At 63.1% G+C, this 16,125-nt stretch carries 19 protein-coding genes; 12 read left to right on the top strand and 7 right to left on the bottom strand.

Annotated elements, in window-relative coordinates; genetic code table 11:
- The first annotated feature begins 62 nt into the window (after window positions 1–62).
- Both AC244_RS14555 and AC244_RS14550 read left to right on the top strand, forming a co-directional pair.
- Window positions 63–1,151, top strand: coding sequence for a CobW family GTP-binding protein (locus AC244_RS14555; RefSeq protein ID WP_053249678.1), 1,089 nt, complete (start codon window positions 63–65; stop codon window positions 1,149–1,151).
- Window positions 1,152–1,274: 123 nt separating this feature from the next.
- Window positions 1,275–2,264, top strand: coding sequence for a WD40 repeat domain-containing protein (locus AC244_RS14550; RefSeq protein WP_053249549.1), 990 nt, complete (start codon window positions 1,275–1,277; stop codon window positions 2,262–2,264).
- A 285-nt stretch (window positions 2,265–2,549) separates the two neighbouring features.
- Here AC244_RS14550 and AC244_RS14545 read toward each other — a convergent pair whose 3' ends face one another.
- On the bottom strand, window positions 2,550–2,993 hold the full coding sequence (locus tag AC244_RS14545) for a glyoxalase superfamily protein (protein WP_053249548.1): 444 nt from the start codon (window positions 2,991–2,993) through the stop codon (window positions 2,550–2,552).
- A gap of 257 nt (window positions 2,994–3,250) precedes the next feature.
- On the opposite strand from AC244_RS14545, the gene AC244_RS14540 reads away from it, so the two are divergent.
- From AC244_RS14540 to AC244_RS14530, 3 genes are read left to right on the top strand one after another with little or no spacing between them, the layout of a single operon-like run.
- Window positions 3,251–3,880, top strand: coding sequence for a LysE family translocator (locus AC244_RS14540; RefSeq protein WP_053249547.1), 630 nt, complete (start codon window positions 3,251–3,253; stop codon window positions 3,878–3,880).
- 1 nt (window position 3,881) lies between these two features.
- Window positions 3,882–4,454, top strand: coding sequence for a winged helix-turn-helix transcriptional regulator (locus AC244_RS14535; protein WP_053249546.1), 573 nt, complete (start codon window positions 3,882–3,884; stop codon window positions 4,452–4,454).
- A 30-nt stretch (window positions 4,455–4,484) separates the two neighbouring features.
- Complete coding sequence (locus AC244_RS14530; RefSeq protein ID WP_053249545.1) at window positions 4,485–4,892, top strand: VOC family protein; 408 nt, start codon at window positions 4,485–4,487, stop codon at window positions 4,890–4,892.
- Window positions 4,893–4,996: 104 nt separating this feature from the next.
- On the opposite strand, the gene AC244_RS14525 is transcribed toward AC244_RS14530, so the two are convergent.
- Together AC244_RS14525 and odc2 are read right to left on the bottom strand one after the other, a co-directional pair.
- Window positions 4,997–5,587, bottom strand: coding sequence for a GNAT family N-acetyltransferase (locus tag AC244_RS14525; protein WP_053249544.1), 591 nt, complete (start codon window positions 5,585–5,587; stop codon window positions 4,997–4,999).
- Window positions 5,588–5,676: 89 nt separating this feature from the next.
- Window positions 5,677–6,810 carry an ornithine/lysine decarboxylase gene (gene odc2, locus AC244_RS14520; RefSeq protein ID WP_053249543.1) on the bottom strand — a complete coding sequence of 378 codons (1,134 nt, stop codon included), beginning with the start codon at window positions 6,808–6,810 and terminating at the stop codon, window positions 5,677–5,679.
- Window positions 6,811–7,518: 708 nt separating this feature from the next.
- Here odc2 and AC244_RS14515 point away from each other — a divergent pair.
- The 4 genes from AC244_RS14515 to AC244_RS14500 all read left to right on the top strand — a co-directional run bounded on the left by AC244_RS14515 (window position 7,519) and on the right by AC244_RS14500 (window position 10,614).
- Window positions 7,519–8,412, top strand: coding sequence for a LysR family transcriptional regulator (locus tag AC244_RS14515; RefSeq protein WP_053249542.1), 894 nt, complete (start codon window positions 7,519–7,521; stop codon window positions 8,410–8,412).
- A gap of 91 nt (window positions 8,413–8,503) precedes the next feature.
- Complete coding sequence (locus AC244_RS14510; protein ID WP_053249677.1) at window positions 8,504–9,148, top strand: DUF1007 family protein; 645 nt, start codon at window positions 8,504–8,506, stop codon at window positions 9,146–9,148.
- A complete protein-coding gene (locus AC244_RS14505) occupies window positions 9,142–10,191 on the top strand; it encodes a nickel/cobalt transporter (protein ID WP_053249541.1) in 1,050 nt (349 codons plus the stop codon). Before AC244_RS14510 ends, AC244_RS14505 begins: the two co-directional genes overlap by 7 nt.
- A 111-nt stretch (window positions 10,192–10,302) precedes the next feature.
- A complete protein-coding gene (locus AC244_RS14500) occupies window positions 10,303–10,614 on the top strand; it encodes a hypothetical protein (RefSeq protein ID WP_053249540.1) in 312 nt (103 codons plus the stop codon).
- Window positions 10,615–10,677: 63 nt separating this feature from the next.
- On the opposite strand, the gene AC244_RS14495 is transcribed toward AC244_RS14500, so the two are convergent.
- The 4 genes from AC244_RS14495 to AC244_RS14480 all read right to left on the bottom strand — a co-directional run bounded on the left by AC244_RS14495 (window position 10,678) and on the right by AC244_RS14480 (window position 13,298).
- Window positions 10,678–10,914: a hypothetical protein gene (locus AC244_RS14495; protein WP_053249539.1), complete on the bottom strand. Its 237-nt coding sequence runs from the start codon at window positions 10,912–10,914 to the stop codon at window positions 10,678–10,680.
- A gap of 2 nt (window positions 10,915–10,916) precedes the next feature.
- The gene (locus AC244_RS14490) at window positions 10,917–11,606 is read right to left on the bottom strand and encodes a GNAT family N-acetyltransferase (protein WP_053249538.1); all 690 of its coding nucleotides are present in this window, start codon (window positions 11,604–11,606) and stop codon (window positions 10,917–10,919) included.
- Between the two features lie 145 nt (window positions 11,607–11,751).
- Window positions 11,752–12,459 (bottom strand): tellurite resistance TerB family protein, encoded by a 708-nt coding sequence (locus tag AC244_RS14485; protein WP_053249537.1) that lies wholly within the window; start codon window positions 12,457–12,459, stop codon window positions 11,752–11,754.
- 200 nt (window positions 12,460–12,659) lie between these two features.
- Window positions 12,660–13,298: a 2-dehydro-3-deoxy-phosphogluconate aldolase gene (locus AC244_RS14480; protein ID WP_053249536.1), complete on the bottom strand. Its 639-nt coding sequence runs from the start codon at window positions 13,296–13,298 to the stop codon at window positions 12,660–12,662.
- Between the two features lie 200 nt (window positions 13,299–13,498).
- Between AC244_RS14480 and AC244_RS14475 the strand changes: the two genes are divergently transcribed.
- The 3 genes from AC244_RS14475 (at window position 13,499) to AC244_RS14465 (ending at window position 15,913) form a co-directional block, all read left to right on the top strand.
- Window positions 13,499–13,972 carry a CYTH domain-containing protein gene (locus AC244_RS14475; RefSeq protein ID WP_053249535.1) on the top strand — a complete coding sequence of 158 codons (474 nt, stop codon included), beginning with the start codon at window positions 13,499–13,501 and terminating at the stop codon, window positions 13,970–13,972.
- Window positions 13,969–14,877 (top strand): CHAD domain-containing protein, encoded by a 909-nt coding sequence (locus AC244_RS14470; RefSeq protein WP_053249534.1) that lies wholly within the window; start codon window positions 13,969–13,971, stop codon window positions 14,875–14,877. The genes AC244_RS14475 and AC244_RS14470 overlap by 4 nt, the downstream gene beginning before the upstream one ends.
- 91 nt (window positions 14,878–14,968) lie before the next feature.
- Window positions 14,969–15,913 carry a rhodanese-related sulfurtransferase gene (locus tag AC244_RS14465; RefSeq protein ID WP_053249533.1) on the top strand — a complete coding sequence of 315 codons (945 nt, stop codon included), beginning with the start codon at window positions 14,969–14,971 and terminating at the stop codon, window positions 15,911–15,913.
- The last annotated feature ends 212 nt before the right edge of the window (window positions 15,914–16,125 follow it).

Below are 16,125 nucleotides of genomic sequence, written 5' to 3'. Positions count from 1 at the left end.
TCTCCTATATGAAACGCGACATGGATGCCCGCTCCCAGCATCCCGAGATCCCAGAGGTTCCCATGACTGAAACATCCCCGCAGAAGCCGATTCCCGTCACCGTGCTCACCGGATATCTCGGCGCCGGCAAGACGACGCTGTTGAACCGCATCCTCAGCGAGAACCACGGGCGCAAATACGCCGTCATCGTCAACGAATTCGGCGAGATCGGCATCGACAACGACCTGATCGTGGAATCCGACGAGGAAATCTACGAGATGAACAACGGCTGCGTCTGCTGCACCGTGCGCGGCGACCTGATCCGCGTGGTGGAAGGCCTGATGCGCCGCCCCGGCCGCTTCGATGCGATCATCGTCGAGACCACCGGCCTTGCCGACCCGGTTCCGGTCGCCCAGACCTTCTTCATGGACGACGACGTTCGCGCCAAGACCGAGCTTGACGCCGTTGTCGCACTGGTCGACGCCAAGCACCTGCCGCTCCGGCTGAAGGACAGCCGCGAGGCCGAGGACCAGATCGCCTTCGCCGACGTCGTGCTCTTGAACAAGACCGATCTCGTCACCCCCGAGGAACTCGATCGGATCGAAGCCACCGTTCGGGTGATCAACCCGTCGGCCCGCATCTACAAGACGCAGCGCTCCGACATCGACCTGACCAAGGTTCTCGACCAGGGCGCGTTCAACCTCGAGAAGGCGCTGGAAAACGACCCGCATTTCCTTGAGCAGGACGATCATGAACACGATCACACCTGCGGTCCGGATTGCGGCCACGATCATCATCACCACGATCATGACCACCATGATCATGACCACGACCATCACCACCATGACCACGCCCCCTCGCCGATCCATGACGTGACGGTGCAGTCGATCTCGCTGCGCGGTGGCGAGATGAACCCTGATCGCTTCTTCCCCTGGATCCAGAAGATCACCCAGACGGACGGCCCGAACATTCTGCGTCTGAAGGGCATCATCGCCTTTGCCGGCGACGCCGAGCGCTATGTCGTGCAGGGCGTGCACATGATCATCGAGGGCGACCATCAGCGCGCCTGGAAGGAAGGCGAAAAGCGCGAAAGCCGTCTGGTCTTCATCGGCCGCGACCTCGACCGCGAAAAGCTGGAGCGCACCTTCAAGGCCTGCGAAGCTTCAGCCTGATATTGGAAGCCGCGATGCGGCTTCACTCTAGAGCCGGATGATTCCAGGTCAAATCGCGCTGAAATCATCCGCCCTAAGATCAAATAGGCAGAGCATGCCGAACCAGGGGACCGTAACAATCTGATGCCGACAGTCGCTCCGCTCGATCTTGAAGGCCACGTCGTTGGCGTGGCCTTTCTCAAGGGCATACCTTTCTTCGCCGAAGCCACCGGCGCCATCCACCGTCTCGACCATGGCCACAAGACGACGGAAGTCCATGAAGGCCTGCTGTCTCTGGTTCTCGACGAGGCGAACGACACGCTTTTGACCGGCGGCGAGGACGGCAAGGTGATGCGCACAGCCGCCGACGGCACGGCGACGCTGGTGGCTGAAGCGCCGCGCAAGTGGATCACCCAGATCGCCGCCGGCCCGCAAGGTGCCGTCGGCTATGCCTATGGCAAGACCACGCATGTGCGGCTCGCCGACGGCACGTCGAAGGAGTTTGCCGAGGAGCGCACGGTCGAGGGCGTCGCCTTTGCGCCCAAGGGCCTGCGCGTTGCCGCCGCCCGCTACAACGGCGTGTCGATGCACTGGGTCGCGACCGCGGGCCAACCGATCGATCTCGACTGGAAGGGTGCCCATACCGGCGTCACCTTCTCCCCCGACGGCCGTTTCCTCGTGACCACGATGCAGGAAAACGCCCTGCATGGCTGGAAGCTCGACGCCAAGCCCGGCGCCGAGGCGCGCCACATGCGCATGACCGGATATCCCGCCAAGGTGAAGTCGCTCTCCTGGTCCGCCAAGGGCAAATGGCTCGCCTCCTCAGGCGCGCCAGCCGCCATCGTCTGGCCCTTCCAGGGCAAGGACGGGCCGATGGGCAAGGCGCCGCTGGAACTCGGCACCCGCGCCGACATCATGGTCACCTCCGTTTCCTGCCATCCGGCCGAAGACATCGTCGCCATCGGCTATCAGGACGGCATGATCCTGGCCGCGCGTTTCGCCGACAGCAAGGAAGTGCTGCTGCGCCGCCCCGGCAAGGGCGCGGTCACCGCCATGGCCTGGAGCAAGGATGGACGCCAGCTCGTCTTCGGTTCGGCCGAGGGCGACTGCGGCGTCGTCGATATCGCCGGATAAAGTCCACTCCCTGCTGCGTCCCGCCTATGGTGCACGCTGGCACCGGCCCCTCACCCTAACCCTCTCCCCGCAAGCGGGGCGAGGGGACGTGGCACACGCTCTGTCAAAGGATGCCGTAGCAACTGGCCGGGCGAAACCGCGCCACAAGTTCCTCCTCCCCGTCCAGACGGGAAAGATGCGATGGCTATGCCCCCGAAGCGCCCGGCTTCGGAGACATAGGCTGAGCAACAAATGGCCGGCAGGCGGCAACCTCAATGGCCGAGGCGCAATCGCAGCAAGAGCTGCTCACCATTCCAGTTCCAATTGCCGACGGCCGTTGGACGTCTTCTCGATTGTACGCCCGGTCTCGTCCACAGTCGCCGTCACTCGCTGGCGAAACGCAGAGAAGCTCTCGAAGGTCACGACATCGACCGGCTCGTCGAACTTCATCGTCAACCGGTAGCGCCCGGGCTGGGCCGTCAGCGCCTGCACCGAAAGGATCTCGCCTTCGAAGGGCTGGCCGAGGTAAAGACCTTTGACGCGCGAACCGAGCATCCAGGGATTGAACGGCGGCCGATTGCCGGCGGCAGCATGAAGGATATTCCAATCGCGGTAGCCGTATTGGGCGGCGATCAGTTCGAGGGAACGGGAGTGGCTGATATCCTCGCCTTCTGAGGATAGCCGCGATCGCAGGCGTTTGGCCTGGTCCTTGAGGGCATCGAGCGATGGTAGCGTGTTTGATCCGCGCATTGACGGGGTCTCCTGCTGCGGCATGCATTTTGAGGGATGGGAGCCCGCATTGCCACCGGTTCGCATGCCGTTTCGGCTGACCGTGTCTGAAAATAAGGGCTTCACCAAAGCATGACGCTCGCGGACGGCAGGGGCCCTCGCCCTGCCCTCTCCATAGGGGAAGCGCCCGAAGCTGTCAAATGCAGCCCCTGCCACCTGTTGCGCAGGAGCTTGAGGTGTGGGACGACTTCCCCTGCCGCGCCACACTGGAGGATATCATGAGTGCAATCACCATTCTCGCATTCGCCTTTGTCGCTTTCATCGGTATTGCCACGCCCGGCCCGACCGTTCTGTTGGCGCTCACCAACGGCTCGCGCTACGGCATCAAGCGCGCACTTGCCGGCATGGTCGGCGCCGTGCTCTCGGATTTTGTGCTGATCGGCGCGGTGGCGCTGGGCCTCGGCGCCCTGCTCGCCGCCTCCGAGTTCTGGTTTACCGTGGTCAAATGGCTCGGTGCCGCCTATCTCGCCTTTCTCGGGATCATGCTGTTGCGGTCGAAGGGAACACTCGATGTCGCCGCCGACAAGGACAGCTCCGACGTCACCACCGCTGCGATCTTTCTGAAGAGCTTTCTGGTCGCCGTCACCAACCCGAAGGGCTATCTCTTCTTCTCGGCCTTCCTGCCGCAGCTCATCGACCTCGCCTTGCCGCAGCCGCCGCAATATGCAGCGCTGGCCGTCGTCTTCGCCCTTGTCGACTTCGCCGTCATGCTCGGCTACGCCCTGCTCGGCTCGCAGGCCGCTCGCTTTCTCAAGCATTCCGGAGCCGTTTGGCTCGATCGCCTCTGCGGCGGCGCCCTGCTCGCCCTTGCCGGTTCGCTTGCCCTCTATCGCCGCGCCACCAACTGACATGCTGTTCCGCAAGGTCATCCTCGACCAGATTGCCACAGGAGACGTAACACTGGCCTTCCGGCGCTGGACGAGGCCGACCGTCAAGGCCGGTGGCAACCTGCGCACGGCGGCCGGCCTATTGTCGATCGGCACGATCGACGTCATCGATCCCGAAGACATCAGCAAGGAAGATGCACGCCGCGCCGGCTACCCGACGCGCGAGGCGCTGTTTGCCGAGCTCGATAGCCGCCCCGAAGGCACGCTTTACCGCGTCGCCTTCCACCGTGCGGGTGACGATCCGCGCCTGGCCTTGCGTGATGACGCGACGCTTGGGAAAGCCGACCGGGCCGCGATCGCCGCCAGGCTCGGCCGGTTCGACGAGGCGGCCGACAAGGTCTGGGCCGAGCCGACCCTCCGCCTGATCGGTTCGCGCGACGGCATCACCGCCGCCGAGATTGCCGAACAGGTCGGCATGGACAAGCTCAAGCTCAAGGCGCGCATCCGCAAGCTGAAGGAAATGGGACTGACGGAAAGCCTGACGGTCGGCTATCGGCTGTCGCCGCGCGGCCGGTCCTTTCTTGGCGGGGCTTGAGCGGCACGCAGCAAAGGCAATGGAGACGATATGATCGGATATACGATGGTCGGAACGACCGATCTCAAGCGCGCCGAACGGTTCTACGATCCGCTGATGGCGCTGATCGGCCAGGAACGCTGCTGGTGCGACGAACAGGTGGCATCCTGGGGACGCAGGGATGACGATCGCGCGCCGCGTTTCTTCACCGGCTATCCCTTCGACGGAAATCCCGCCGGCGTCGGCAATGGCGCCATGACTGCTTTTCTCGCGCCAAGCGCTGCGGTCATCGACCGGCTGTTTGCAACGGCAATCGAACAAGGTGGGAGTGTCGAGGGCGAGCCGGGCTTTCGCCCGCAGTATGGCGAGGGTTTCTACGCCGCCTATGTGCGCGACCCCGACGGCAACAAGCTTGCCTTCGTCTGCTATGACGCGCGGCCGTCTGCCGCGGAGATGTGATCTCAAGAGCATGGGGCGTTATGCCCTGCTCCCCCACCTATTGAACGAGACAGGCGGGGGAGCAGCGAAAAATCCGCCTCCGCAGGGTTGGAGGCGGAAAGGGATCAGGCGGCGCGCTTGACCGGGGGCAGCGCCAGCTTGCGGCCGCTGGCAACGATCAGGCCGGCAGCGCCTTCCAGCCAGGCGTCCCGAAGTTCGAGCGCGAGGAAGCGGTTGCGCTCGAACGGGCCGGGCATGACCAGATGCTGCGTGTGGGTGGCGAAGAAGCCGAAACGCTCGTAATAGGTGGCATCGCCGACGAGCAGGATCGCGCCGTGGCCGCGGTTCTTGGCCTCCTCGATGGCCGCACGCATCAGCATGCCGCCGATGCCCTTGCCTTCATGGGCAGGGTCGACTGCAAGCGGACCGAGCAACAGCGCCGGAATGCTGTGACCTTCGCGATTGACGCCCGCCTCGACGTTCCACAGGCGAACGCTGCCGATGACGTGGCCATCGAGATCGCGGGCGACGAAGGCGAGGCCTTCGGCCGGCACGCGGCCATTCCGCAGCTTTTCCGACGACTTGCGGCGCCGCTCCGGACCCATTGCCCGGTCGAGCAGGTTCTCGCGGGCAACGACGTCACCCGGGTTTTCGCTATCGATAACGAATGTGGACGGCGCGAAAAACGCGCGCAGGGCATCAACAACAGCGGCCATTCGGGCCTCCCGTCATCAAAACCGCTTCAGGCGGCATCTAGAAAAAATTGTGAAGTGGCGCTCCCGCCCGAAGACGGGAGCAGACCGGATCAGATCACGTAGGACTTCAAGGGCTCGAAGCCGTTGAAGGCGACGGCCGAGTACGTCGTCGTGTAGGCGCCGGTGCCTTCGATCAGAACCTCGTCGCCGATCGAGAGCGTGATCGGCAGCGGATACATGTTCTTCTCATAGAGCACGTCTGCCGAATCGCAGGTCGGGCCGGCGAGCACGCAGGGCTCCATTTCGTCGCCGTCACGGGCCGTGCGGATCGGGTAGCGGATCGCCTCGTCCATGGTTTCGGCGAGACCGCCGAACTTGCCGATGTCGAGGAACACCCAGCGGTGGGCGTCGTTGTCCGATTTCTTCGAGACGAGAACGACTTCCGCCTTGATCACGCCGGCATTGCCGACCATGCCGCGGCCCGGCTCGATGATCGTTTCCGGGATGTGGTTGCCGAAGTGCTTCTTCAGCGCGCCGAAGATCGCCTGACCGTAGGCTTCAGCCGTCGGCACGTCCTTCAGGTACTTCGTCGGGAAGCCACCACCCATGTTGACCATCTTGAGCTCGATGCCCTGCTTGGCCAGCTGCACGAAGACGCGCTTGGCATCGGCAAGGGCCGAATCCCAGGCGTCGAGCTTCGTCATCTGCGAACCGACATGGAACGAGACGCCGTAGGAAACGAGGCCATGCTGATGGGCGTAGACGAGCACGTCGACGGCCATCTGCGGGACGCAGCCGAACTTGCGCGACAGCGGCCATTCGGCGCCTTCGCCATCGGTCAGGACGCGGCAGAACACGCGGGCGCCGGGGGCGGCACGCGCAATCTTCTCGACTTCCTCATGACTGTCGACCGCGAACAGGTTGATCCCAAGCGCATGAGCGCGGGCAATGTCGCGCTCCTTCTTGATGGTGTTGCCGTAGGAAATGCGCTGCGCGGTCGCACCGGCGTCGAGCGCCATTTCGATTTCGGCGACGGACGCGCAATCGAAGGAGGAGCCCATGCCGGCGAGCAGGCGCAGGATTTCCGGCGCCGGGTTTGCCTTGACGGCGTAATAGATCGAGCTGTCGGGCAGCGCGTGGCGGAAGGCCTTGAAATTGTTGCGCACGACGTCGAGATCGACAACGAGGCACGGGCCTTCGGGTCGTCGGGTGTTGATGAAGTCGATGATGCGTGCCGTGGTCATGGCCTTATTCCCCTGATCCAAAATGCTCCGCTTTCGCGAAGGACAAAGGGCATACGCGCGAATGCTCTGGAACCAGCCGGTGGAGACCCCGGAACCAAGCATGCGCTCGATGCGCGAACGGTGAACCGAAGCCCGCCTAGGCTTCAATTCGGCTTTGTCTGCCATGGATTGGAGGGGATAACCCAACCGCACTTCCGGCAATGAAGGTGTGCCTCTTCAGTAACCCCGGCTGTTGGAGAGCCGGCAGACACCAGAAAGGCCCGCACCGTCGTTGCTTCAAGATGTCCTCGCATTTCCCGGTTGGCCGGAATAGCGACTGGAGGGGTTAGTTCCAGGTACCTTACCGATACCCTCACCTAATCGAGGGTCGGCGGACACCCACAGGCACGTGCGACTTTGGGCAAGGGCGTAGGTAAGAAAAAACCTTGTCGTAATCAAGAGTTTTTTCGCGTCGGCTGTTGAATTTTTTTTGAGACCGGCAACACTGTCAGCGTTCACGTTTACTGAACAATCGACACCGATACGACGACCGCCGCAAGCGATTGAAAGATCTGGATTTATTTCGACGCCTGGCCTATCCGGTCGTCAAAATCCCGGCAGCGGATGAAACCGGCCGGAAAGACAGCCGTCGAACAGAGAAACGTGAAAGAAGCATTCGCGGCGAATCAATGCTCCCGCGACCAGAAAAGACGAGAGAAAGACCGGCCCATGGACACGCTCACCCGCATCCGCGCCTTCATCGATGTCGTGGACGCCGAAGGGTTTTCGGCCGCTGCCCGCCGCGTCGGCAAGTCGAAGGCGCTGCTGTCGAAATACGTGCGCGAGCTCGAGGACGAACTCGGTGCGCTTTTGCTCAACCGCACCACCCGGCAATTCTCGCTGACGGAAGCCGGCCACACCTATTACCGAACCGCGTCGGAAATCCTGAAGGAGATCGACAATCTCGCCGATCTCGTGCGCGCCAACAATTCCGATCTCAAGGGCCGCCTGCGGATTACCGCGCCCCGCACCTTCGTCGATGCCGAGATCGGCCAGTCGCTGATGGATTTCGGCAAGCAGCATCCGGAGCTGTCGCTGGAGATCGTTTCCGACGACCGTTTCGTCGATCTCGTTGAAGAGGGCTTCGATGTCGCCATCCGCATCACGCGGCTGGAGGATTCGACGCTGATCGCCCGCAAGCTCGACGATTTCCAGGTCCTGATCTGTGCCGCTCCGGATTTCCTGGAGAAGGTCGGGCCGATCGCCCACCCAACCGACCTTTCGAAGCTCCCCTGCATTCTCGACACCAATGGCAGATCCTATTCCAACTGGCGCTTCATCGAACCCGACGGCTCCTCCTTCACCGTTCCCGTCAGCGGCCCGATCGAGGTCAACAGCCCGCTCGCCTCCGTGCGCGCCGCCGTCTCCGGCATCGGCGTGGCACTGGTTCCCGACTTCATCGCCCGCCCCAAGCTCGCCACCGGCGAACTCGTCACGCTCTTTGACGATTTCCTGCCCAGGGACCGCGGCATCTACGCGATCTATCCGCACCGCCGCTACCTGCCGGCCAAGGTGCGCACCCTCGTCGACTACCTGCATGCCTGGTTCCGCAAGCCGCGGTAACGCGGCAAGGTCCCAAATCCGTCCCATTTCCAGTACATTGCGGAACGATTCGAAGGCGCTGTCACGCCCTGACCAAAAGGATTGCCGTTTCATGAGAATAAAGCGCCTCGTCATGGCCGGCCTTGCCACCCTGCTTGCGCCGACGCTGGTCTTCGCCCATCCGCACATCTTCGCCGAGGCCCGCCTGGAAGTGGCTTCCGACGACAAGGGCGAGGTCAGCGAGCTGAGGAATGTCTGGCGTTTCGACGAGCTGTTTTCCGCAAGTGTCGTTCTCGACTTCGACAAGAATTCGAACGCCACGCTCGATCCGGACGAACTGGCCGAAGTCGGCCAGACGGTGCTGGAGTCGCTGTCGGAGTACAATTACTACACGACGGCGCTCGAAAACGGCAAATCCATCAAGGTCAACAAGCCCGAGCATATCACCGTCGACTACAAGGACGGCCAGTTGCTGATGATGTTCGCGGTCAGGCCGGCCGAGCCGATGCCGCTCAAGGGCAAGCTCTCCTTCGGCGTCTATGACCCGACCATGTACACGGCCATGGATTTCCCGACCGACGACGACCTGACCGTGGTCGGCGACAAGATCGCCGCCTGCGAGCACAAGGTCGTCCGCCCTGATCCTGACGAAGTCCTTGCTGAAAACAAGGACACGCTGACCGATGCCTTCTGGAGCGACCCGACCGGCACCGACATGTCGAAGCTCTTTGCAACCAGGATAGAGATCACATGCTGAACACCCGCAGGATCGGCCGCCTGATTGCCGCCACGCTTGTGTTGACCGCCCCCACGGCCGGCCTTGCCGCGGCACAATCGCCGCTCGGCATCGGCACCGCCGAACCGTCCTTTCAGACGACCGGCTTCCTCGGCGGTTTCTTTGCCTGGGTGAACTCGGAACAACAGGGCTTCTACCGCACGCTGACCGGTGCGCTGAAGGGCATGCGCGAAAACCCGTGGCAGCTCTGGTCGCTGATCGGCCTTTCCTTCACCTATGGCGTCTTCCATGCCGCCGGCCCCGGCCACGGCAAGGCGGTCATCTCCTCCTACATGATCGCCAACGAGACCGAGCTGAAGCGCGGCGTGCTGCTCTCCTTCATGTCGTCGATCCTGCAGGGGGTCGTCGCCATCCTGCTCGTCGGCGCGGTTTATCTGCTGTTGCGCGGCTCCTCGATCAGCATGACCGACGCGACCCGCTCGCTGGAAATTGCCAGCTACGCGCTGATCGCCGCCTTTGGCGGCTGGCTTCTGTTTCGCAAGCTGCGCTCGATGATGCGCCCAGCGGTCGTCATGGCAGCGGCTGGCGGCGGGCATGTTCATCTCGAGCATGACCATCACGATCACGCCCACCATCGCCATGACCACACGCACCATCACCACGATCATAGCCACGGCGCCGGCGAAGTCTGCTCCACCTGCGGCCATGCGCATGCGCCGGATCCGTCGATGCTCAAGGGGGATCGCTTCGCCATCAGCGAGGCCTGGTCGGCGATCGTCGCCGTCGGCCTGCGCCCCTGCTCGGGCGCGCTGATCGTATTGTCCTTCGCCCTGCTCAACGGCCTTTATCTCGGCGGCATCCTGTCGGTCTTCGCCATGTCGATCGGCACGGCAATCACGGTATCGATCCTGGCGACCCTGGCCGTCACGGCAAAGGGTTTTGCCGTGCGCTACGCCTCAAGCGCCGCCTCGGCCACCCGCATCGCGAACGGCATCGAGATCGCCGGCGCGCTGCTCGTTCTGATCCTCGGATTGGTCTTGCTGGGCGCCGCGCTGCAGGGGTAAGGCAGTTATGTGTTCGCCAGGACGTGCGCCGCTTCCGCAAGCCCGAACCCTTTCCCCACCCAGGGGAGGTCAATTTACGTCTCGCGCGGAGCCGCCACACGGACACGGTAGATGAACTTCGACACGCTTGAGTTTGAGGAAATCGCCGCCAAACTTGCAAGGGACGGCTGGGCCATCAAATACATCTGGTCCGGTGAAACCGCCGCCTTCAGGCTCTGGCTTTCCGAAACGCACGGGATTGCGGCGACCGACGTTAAAGGCGGCTACTCGTTCTGGGTCGTCGATCACTACTGGGTACCGCCTTCCGACGCCCGGAATGTCTCTGACGCGTGGTATTCATTCGGCTACCGCCTCGAAGACGAGCCGGAATTGACGCCCGATCAAATCGGCTTCACGCGTGTCCGAACGAAAAAACGCTCTTGAGCCAGGCACACAGTGGACGGGTCTTCCGAGGCAACGCCCTGCACCTCGGTCCCCGACCTTAGATCACAGCCCGCGCTTGCGCTGATGCCGCGCCCGCAGCCAGAAGATCAGGAAGAAGCAGAGAACGAAGAACACGCCGAAGGCGCCGGCCAGCCACACCGAGATATCGCCAAGCCTCAGCATGATCGACGGCAACACGAAGAAGCCGACGCCGACAACGGCCAGAATGACCGCCGCGGCGATCGCCGGCGATTTTTCCTTGTTCGCTTGGTTTTCTCTGCTCTTCTCGGGCGCGTTCACGCTCACTCCTTTGGCGCGAGGTCCGCGCGAATATCTTCCAGCCGCCGCTTCTGGCGACCGTCGGCATCGAAATTATCAGGCGACAGCCAGTTTTCGAATGCGGCATTGAGCAGCGGCCATTCGCTGTCGATCATCGAAAACCAGGCCGTGTCGCGATTGCCACCCTTGGATATCATATGCTGGCGGAAAATGCCTTCGAAACTGAAACCGAGACGCACGGCGGTCGTCCGGCTCGCCTCATTCTCGCTGTTGCATTTCCACTCGTAGCGGCGATAGCCGAGGTCCTCGAACACGTGCTTGGCCATGAGGTAATGCGCCTCGGTCGACAGCGGCGAGCGGGCCATCGCCGCGCCGTGCGCAACGGACCCGACCTCGACGACGCCGTTCGCCGGGTCGGCACGCATATAGTTCGCCATGCCGACGACCTTGCCGCTCGCCTTGTCGCGAAACACTTCGGTGACCCAGCCGGATTTTTCCTGGGCGGCGGTCAGCCAGGCATCGAAATCGTCGATGCCGCCGAAATCAGCCTGCGCGAAATACTTCAGCAGCGGGTTGATGCCCATGCCGCCGAGCCCGTCCCACAGGTCCTGCCGGTGCTTGGCGCGGTCATAGGGTTCGAGCCTGATGTAGCGCCCCTCGATCGCCACCGGCTTCGGCGCGGGACATCCCTTCCAGTTGCTCAGATCACGCATCGGCCACCTCTCCTGCTGCAGCAATTCAAAGTGCTATAGCGACCTTTGCGCGTCTGATACGACGCGCGGCGCTATAGTCTTTCGCATAGGGCAGAGTGGCAGCCGACACAAATTCAAACTGGTGATCAATCCATGAGCGATGTGATCACGCCGGGACCTTGGCCGACGACACCGTCGCCTCGATATGATCGACGAGCGCATCGGGAAGGCCGAGACGACCGGCGAGCAGATCGAGATAGCCCCGCTCGGCGCGGCTTTCCGGCTCGATCGCCAGGCGCGATGCGGTGTAGACCTCGACGCGCTCTTCTTCCGTCTTCGCGGCACCGACGATGGCGTCGATATCGACCGGATTGGCAAGCTCGCCCTCAAGGAACGCCGACGCATCGGCCGACAGGCCGGACACCGAGAGCTTGTCCATGATATGGCGACGCTCGACCTCGTCGATATGACCATCCGCGCGAGAGGCGGCGATCATGGCGCGCACGAGCACAAGCGCGAAGTCGTTGCTGATTTTTTCCGGCTCGGCGGCAAATCCGGAATCGGCCGGCGGCGGCAGCAGCTCCGGCTGTTTCTGGGCGGCGGGATCGGTGACCGGGGCGTTGCCCGACTGATAGTTCTTGTAGGCCTGGTAACCGAGGCCGGCGATGGCCGCGAGCCCCCCGAGCACGGCCGCATTGCCGGCAAACTGCCTACCCGATTTGGTGCCGAGCAGAACCGCAGCGATCGCGCCTGTCGCAAGCGGGTTGTCCTTGGCGAGCTGCGTTACCTGGCCGGCGCGGTCGCGCACCGAGCCGCCCGCTCCCGGGACCTGCGATCCGAGAAACTGGTCCAGCAATTTCTTCGCGTCGAACATGGGGTTTCGCTCCTTGTCGGTTCCAGGCGGATGAAAACGTGCGGAACAGGGCGCCGCCTGCACCCGCTCCATCAAACCGATTGAGACATAGGAACGTTGCAACGGAAATACAAATTCGCGTTGCACACGAAAAGGGCCGGGCACACGAAAAAGGCCGGACTGACGCCCGGCCTTCGAATTCTCACGCGATCGGGCAGGCCTCAGCCCTTGAGCGCAAAGGCTTCGGCCGCGAGCTTGGTGATGCCTGCCCAGTCGCCCTTTGCCACCAGATCCTTCGGCGCTACCCACGAGCCGCCGACGCAGACGACGTTCGGCAGCGACAGGTAGTCGCGCGCATTCGAAAGCGAGATGCCGCCGGTCGGGCAGAAGAAGGTGCCAGCAAGCGGCGACGACAGCGACTTGAGGTAGGCAGCGCCGCCGGCCTGCTCGGCCGGGAAGAACTTCATGACGTCGTAGCCTTCTTCGCGCAGGCCCATGACTTCGCTCGCGGTCGCAGCGCCCGGCAAAAGCGGGGCGTCATGGTCTTTGGCAACGTCGATCAGCTCCTGCGTCGTACCGGGGCTGACGATGAACTGCGAACCGGCCTCGATCGCTGCCTCGAACTGGGCGGCATTGAGGATGGTGCCGGCGCCGGCAACCGCGCCCTCGACCTCGTTGGCGACGGCACTGATCGCTTCGAGGGCGGCGGGCGTACGCAACGTGATCTCGATCGCTTTCAGTCCACCGGCGACAAGTGCCCGCGCCAGCGGCACGGCGGTCGCCACATCGTCGATCACCAGAACCGGCACGACCGGCTGCAGTTTGAGGATGGAAAGAAGCTTGTCGGTTTTCGCACTCATGCAGATCGTCCTTTTAAAACGATTGAATATGCGTTCCGCATACTCCGCCTGCCGTCGCTTGTCGAGGCCGAACGCAGAGCACGTACGCCGTTCGTACATAAGCAAAAAAGAAAATAACATCGACAACAAAGAGATACTTGAGCCTTGCCCGCAAAACGATAGTTTGATGACGATCGACCCTCTCGAAATGCGGGATACCCATGGCGAAGGAGATAGAGCGCAAGTTCCTGGTGGCATCCAGCGGATGGCGGGAGCAGGCCGATAAGGGCACCCAGCTCCGCCAGGCCTATGTCGTCACCATGGACGACCGGTCCGTGCGTGTGCGGATCCACGGCAACAAATGGGCGAGGCTGACGATCAAGATCGGCAAGTCGGCGCTCGTTCGCAACGAATACGAGTATGACCTGCCGATGGACGACGCCAGGGAAATGCTGACCCAGGCGGTGGGGGTAGTCATCGAGAAGCGGCGCTACCGCGTGCCGCACAAGGGCTTCACCTGGGAGGTCGACGTCTACGAAGGCGCGCTTGAAGGGCTCGTCGTCGCCGAGGTCGAGATGAAGCGGGAAACCGATCTGCCGGCGCTGCCCGATTGGCTCGGACGGGAGATCACCGGCGACCGGCGCTATTCCAACCAGTCGCTCGCCACCGACGGACTTATGGAAGAGCGGGCATGACCTACGCCTTCAGGCCCGGTCGGGCCTTCACCGACGATTTCAGGAGTGTGGGCGCCGAACAATTCGAGCAGGCGATCGAAGTCCTCCGGCTTCGCCCGGACGGCGTGCACGAGGCTATCCACGACGCCCGCAAATGCTTCAAGCGCGTGCGCGCGCTCTACCGGCTGATCGCCTCCGATGCGTCGCCGTTTCAAAAACAGGAAAATGCGCGCATTCGCGACATGGCGCGCAGTCTCTCGACCGTCAGGGACGCCGCCGCGCTCGTCGAGAATGCCCGCTATCTGCATCAAGGCGCCCGCAGCGACGACGAAGAGAAGGCCCTCGACCACGTCTGCTCGCGACTGATCGAGCGGCGCGACCGGATCGCCGCTGGCGAGACCGATATCGAGGACAGGATCGCGGCGACCATCGTCAATTGCGAACAGGCCATGGCAGCGCTCGGCCATGTCTCCTTCGACGACCGTCGCCGCAAGACGGCCGACCGGCTGGCAAAGGGCTGGCGGCGCACGTTGAAGCGTGCTGCCCGCGCCCGCGAGGATTGCCAGGCGAGCACCGAGGCCGCCTCTTTCCACGAGTTGCGCAAGCGCGCGCAGGATTATCGCATGCACCTGGCTCTGATGCGCGAGGCATGGCCGTCGGCGATGCAGCCGAAGCGCCTGGATGCCAAGGCACTGGTCGATGTTCTCGGCCACCTCAATGATCTCGACGTCATGACCTCGCTCGTCAACGAGGATCCCAGTCTCGCCGGCAACAGCCAGGATCAGGCATACCTGATCTCCGCCGTCATCGCTCGGCAGGACAGCCTGCGCTCGGACGCGCTGGACCGCGCAGCGAGCGTCTTTCTCGATGCGCCGGATGACGAGAGCCGGACCATCCGGCTGCTCTGGCTCGACGCCAGCCGCTAGCCGCTGGCCGCTGGCCGCTGGCCGCGACAGATGGCCCTGCACAGGAGGTCCGGATTGCACTTGCGGCGCGAAAGCTGTATTTGCACGGCCCATGACCGACATTTCAACGACCCCGCGCCCGGAGACGCATGGCCAGTTCATGGTCGCAGCGCTCTACCATTTCGTCGCCTTCTCGCGTTTCGCCGAATTCCGCGAACCGCTGCAAGCCGTTTGCGACGAGAACGGTGTCAAGGGAACCCTGCTTCTCGCCCATGAGGGTATCAACGGCACGATCGCCGGCACCGATGCCGGCATCACGACGGTGCTCGCCTATCTGCGCTCCCAGCCGGAATTCGCGGGCCTGGAGCACAAGGAAAGCCGTGCCTCCTCCATGCCGTTCCTGCGTATGAAGGTGCGGCTGAAAAAGGAAATCGTCACCATGGGCGTCGACAACATCGACCCCAACAAGATCGTCGGCACCTATGTCGATGCGAAGGATTGGAATGCGCTGATCTCCGATCCCGAAACGATCGTCATCGACACGCGCAACGACTACGAGACGGCGATCGGCATCTTCAGGGGCGCGGTCGACCCGCAGACCAAGACCTTCCGCGAGTTTCCCGACTGGGTGCGCAACAACGCCGGCCTGCACAACAAGCCGAAGATCGCCATGTACTGCACCGGCGGCATCCGCTGCGAAAAGGCGACCGCCTTCATGAAGGAGCAGGGCTTCGACGAAGTCTTCCATCTCAAGGGCGGCATCCTGAAGTATCTCGAAGAAGTGCCTCAGGAAGAAAGCCTGTGGGAAGGCGCCTGCTTCGTCTTCGATGACCGCGTGTCGGTCACGCACGGGCTTGAAGAGGGCGAGCACACGCTGTGCCATGCCTGCCGCCAGCCGCTGACCCCGGCCGACCTCGCCTCCCCGCACCACGAGGAAGGCGTGTCCTGTATTCATTGCCACGAGGTCCGCACCGACGAGGACCGCGAGCGCTACCGGCAGCGGCAACGCCAGATCACGCTTGCCAAAAAGCGCGGCGAAAAACATCTCGGAAGCTGAAGCGACTGTCGAAGACGTCGCCTCTCATCCGCCTGCCGCCACCTTTGTAACTTCCCTATCACCGCATTCGCAGGTGTAATGGACGATGCGGTAGCGGGCGAAAGACCGAAGCACCTTTGGGACAGCAAGCCCGTGGGAGAGCTTGGGTCCTCGCCCGCCGTTCCATCGAACCCGAACAGTCGCCAGGGCCGCTTGCGCAAGCGAAGCCCGAT

It is taken from the genome of Ensifer adhaerens (genome assembly GCF_001270265.1).
GTDB classification, from domain to species: domain Bacteria; phylum Pseudomonadota; class Alphaproteobacteria; order Rhizobiales; family Rhizobiaceae; genus Ensifer; species Ensifer adhaerens_B.
The sequence above is the reverse complement of the archived record's forward strand: the minus strand, read 5'-3'. Positions and strand labels throughout refer to the sequence as shown.

Bases quoted from the DNA above. Each gene is read 5' to 3' on its own strand.
- AC244_RS14515 (WP_053249542.1), top strand. From the start codon at position 7,519: ATGGACACGCTCACCCGCATCCGCGCCTTCATCGATGTCGTGGACGCC.
- AC244_RS14545 (WP_053249548.1), bottom strand. From the start codon at position 2,993: ATGCGCGGATCAAACACGCTACCATCGCTCGATGCCCTCAAGGACCAG.
- AC244_RS14505 (WP_053249541.1), top strand. From the start codon at position 9,142: ATGCTGAACACCCGCAGGATCGGCCGCCTGATTGCCGCCACGCTTGTG.
- AC244_RS14485 (WP_053249537.1), bottom strand. From the start codon at position 12,459: ATGTTCGACGCGAAGAAATTGCTGGACCAGTTTCTCGGATCGCAGGTC.
- AC244_RS14550 (WP_053249549.1), top strand. From the start codon at position 1,275: ATGCCGACAGTCGCTCCGCTCGATCTTGAAGGCCACGTCGTTGGCGTG.
- odc2 (WP_053249543.1), bottom strand. From the start codon at position 6,810: ATGACCACGGCACGCATCATCGACTTCATCAACACCCGACGACCCGAA.
- AC244_RS14525 (WP_053249544.1), bottom strand. From the start codon at position 5,587: ATGGCCGCTGTTGTTGATGCCCTGCGCGCGTTTTTCGCGCCGTCCACA.
- AC244_RS14500 (WP_053249540.1), top strand. From the start codon at position 10,303: ATGAACTTCGACACGCTTGAGTTTGAGGAAATCGCCGCCAAACTTGCA.
- AC244_RS14470 (WP_053249534.1), top strand. From the start codon at position 13,969: ATGACCTACGCCTTCAGGCCCGGTCGGGCCTTCACCGACGATTTCAGG.
- AC244_RS14530 (WP_053249545.1), top strand. From the start codon at position 4,485: ATGATCGGATATACGATGGTCGGAACGACCGATCTCAAGCGCGCCGAA.
- AC244_RS14480 (WP_053249536.1), bottom strand. From the start codon at position 13,298: ATGAGTGCGAAAACCGACAAGCTTCTTTCCATCCTCAAACTGCAGCCG.
- AC244_RS14465 (WP_053249533.1), top strand. From the start codon at position 14,969: ATGACCGACATTTCAACGACCCCGCGCCCGGAGACGCATGGCCAGTTC.
- AC244_RS14540 (WP_053249547.1), top strand. From the start codon at position 3,251: ATGAGTGCAATCACCATTCTCGCATTCGCCTTTGTCGCTTTCATCGGT.
- AC244_RS14490 (WP_053249538.1), bottom strand. From the start codon at position 11,606: ATGCGTGATCTGAGCAACTGGAAGGGATGTCCCGCGCCGAAGCCGGTG.
- AC244_RS14555 (WP_053249678.1), top strand. From the start codon at position 63: ATGACTGAAACATCCCCGCAGAAGCCGATTCCCGTCACCGTGCTCACC.
- AC244_RS14475 (WP_053249535.1), top strand. From the start codon at position 13,499: ATGGCGAAGGAGATAGAGCGCAAGTTCCTGGTGGCATCCAGCGGATGG.
- AC244_RS14510 (WP_053249677.1), top strand. From the start codon at position 8,504: ATGAGAATAAAGCGCCTCGTCATGGCCGGCCTTGCCACCCTGCTTGCG.
- AC244_RS14535 (WP_053249546.1), top strand. From the start codon at position 3,882: ATGCTGTTCCGCAAGGTCATCCTCGACCAGATTGCCACAGGAGACGTA.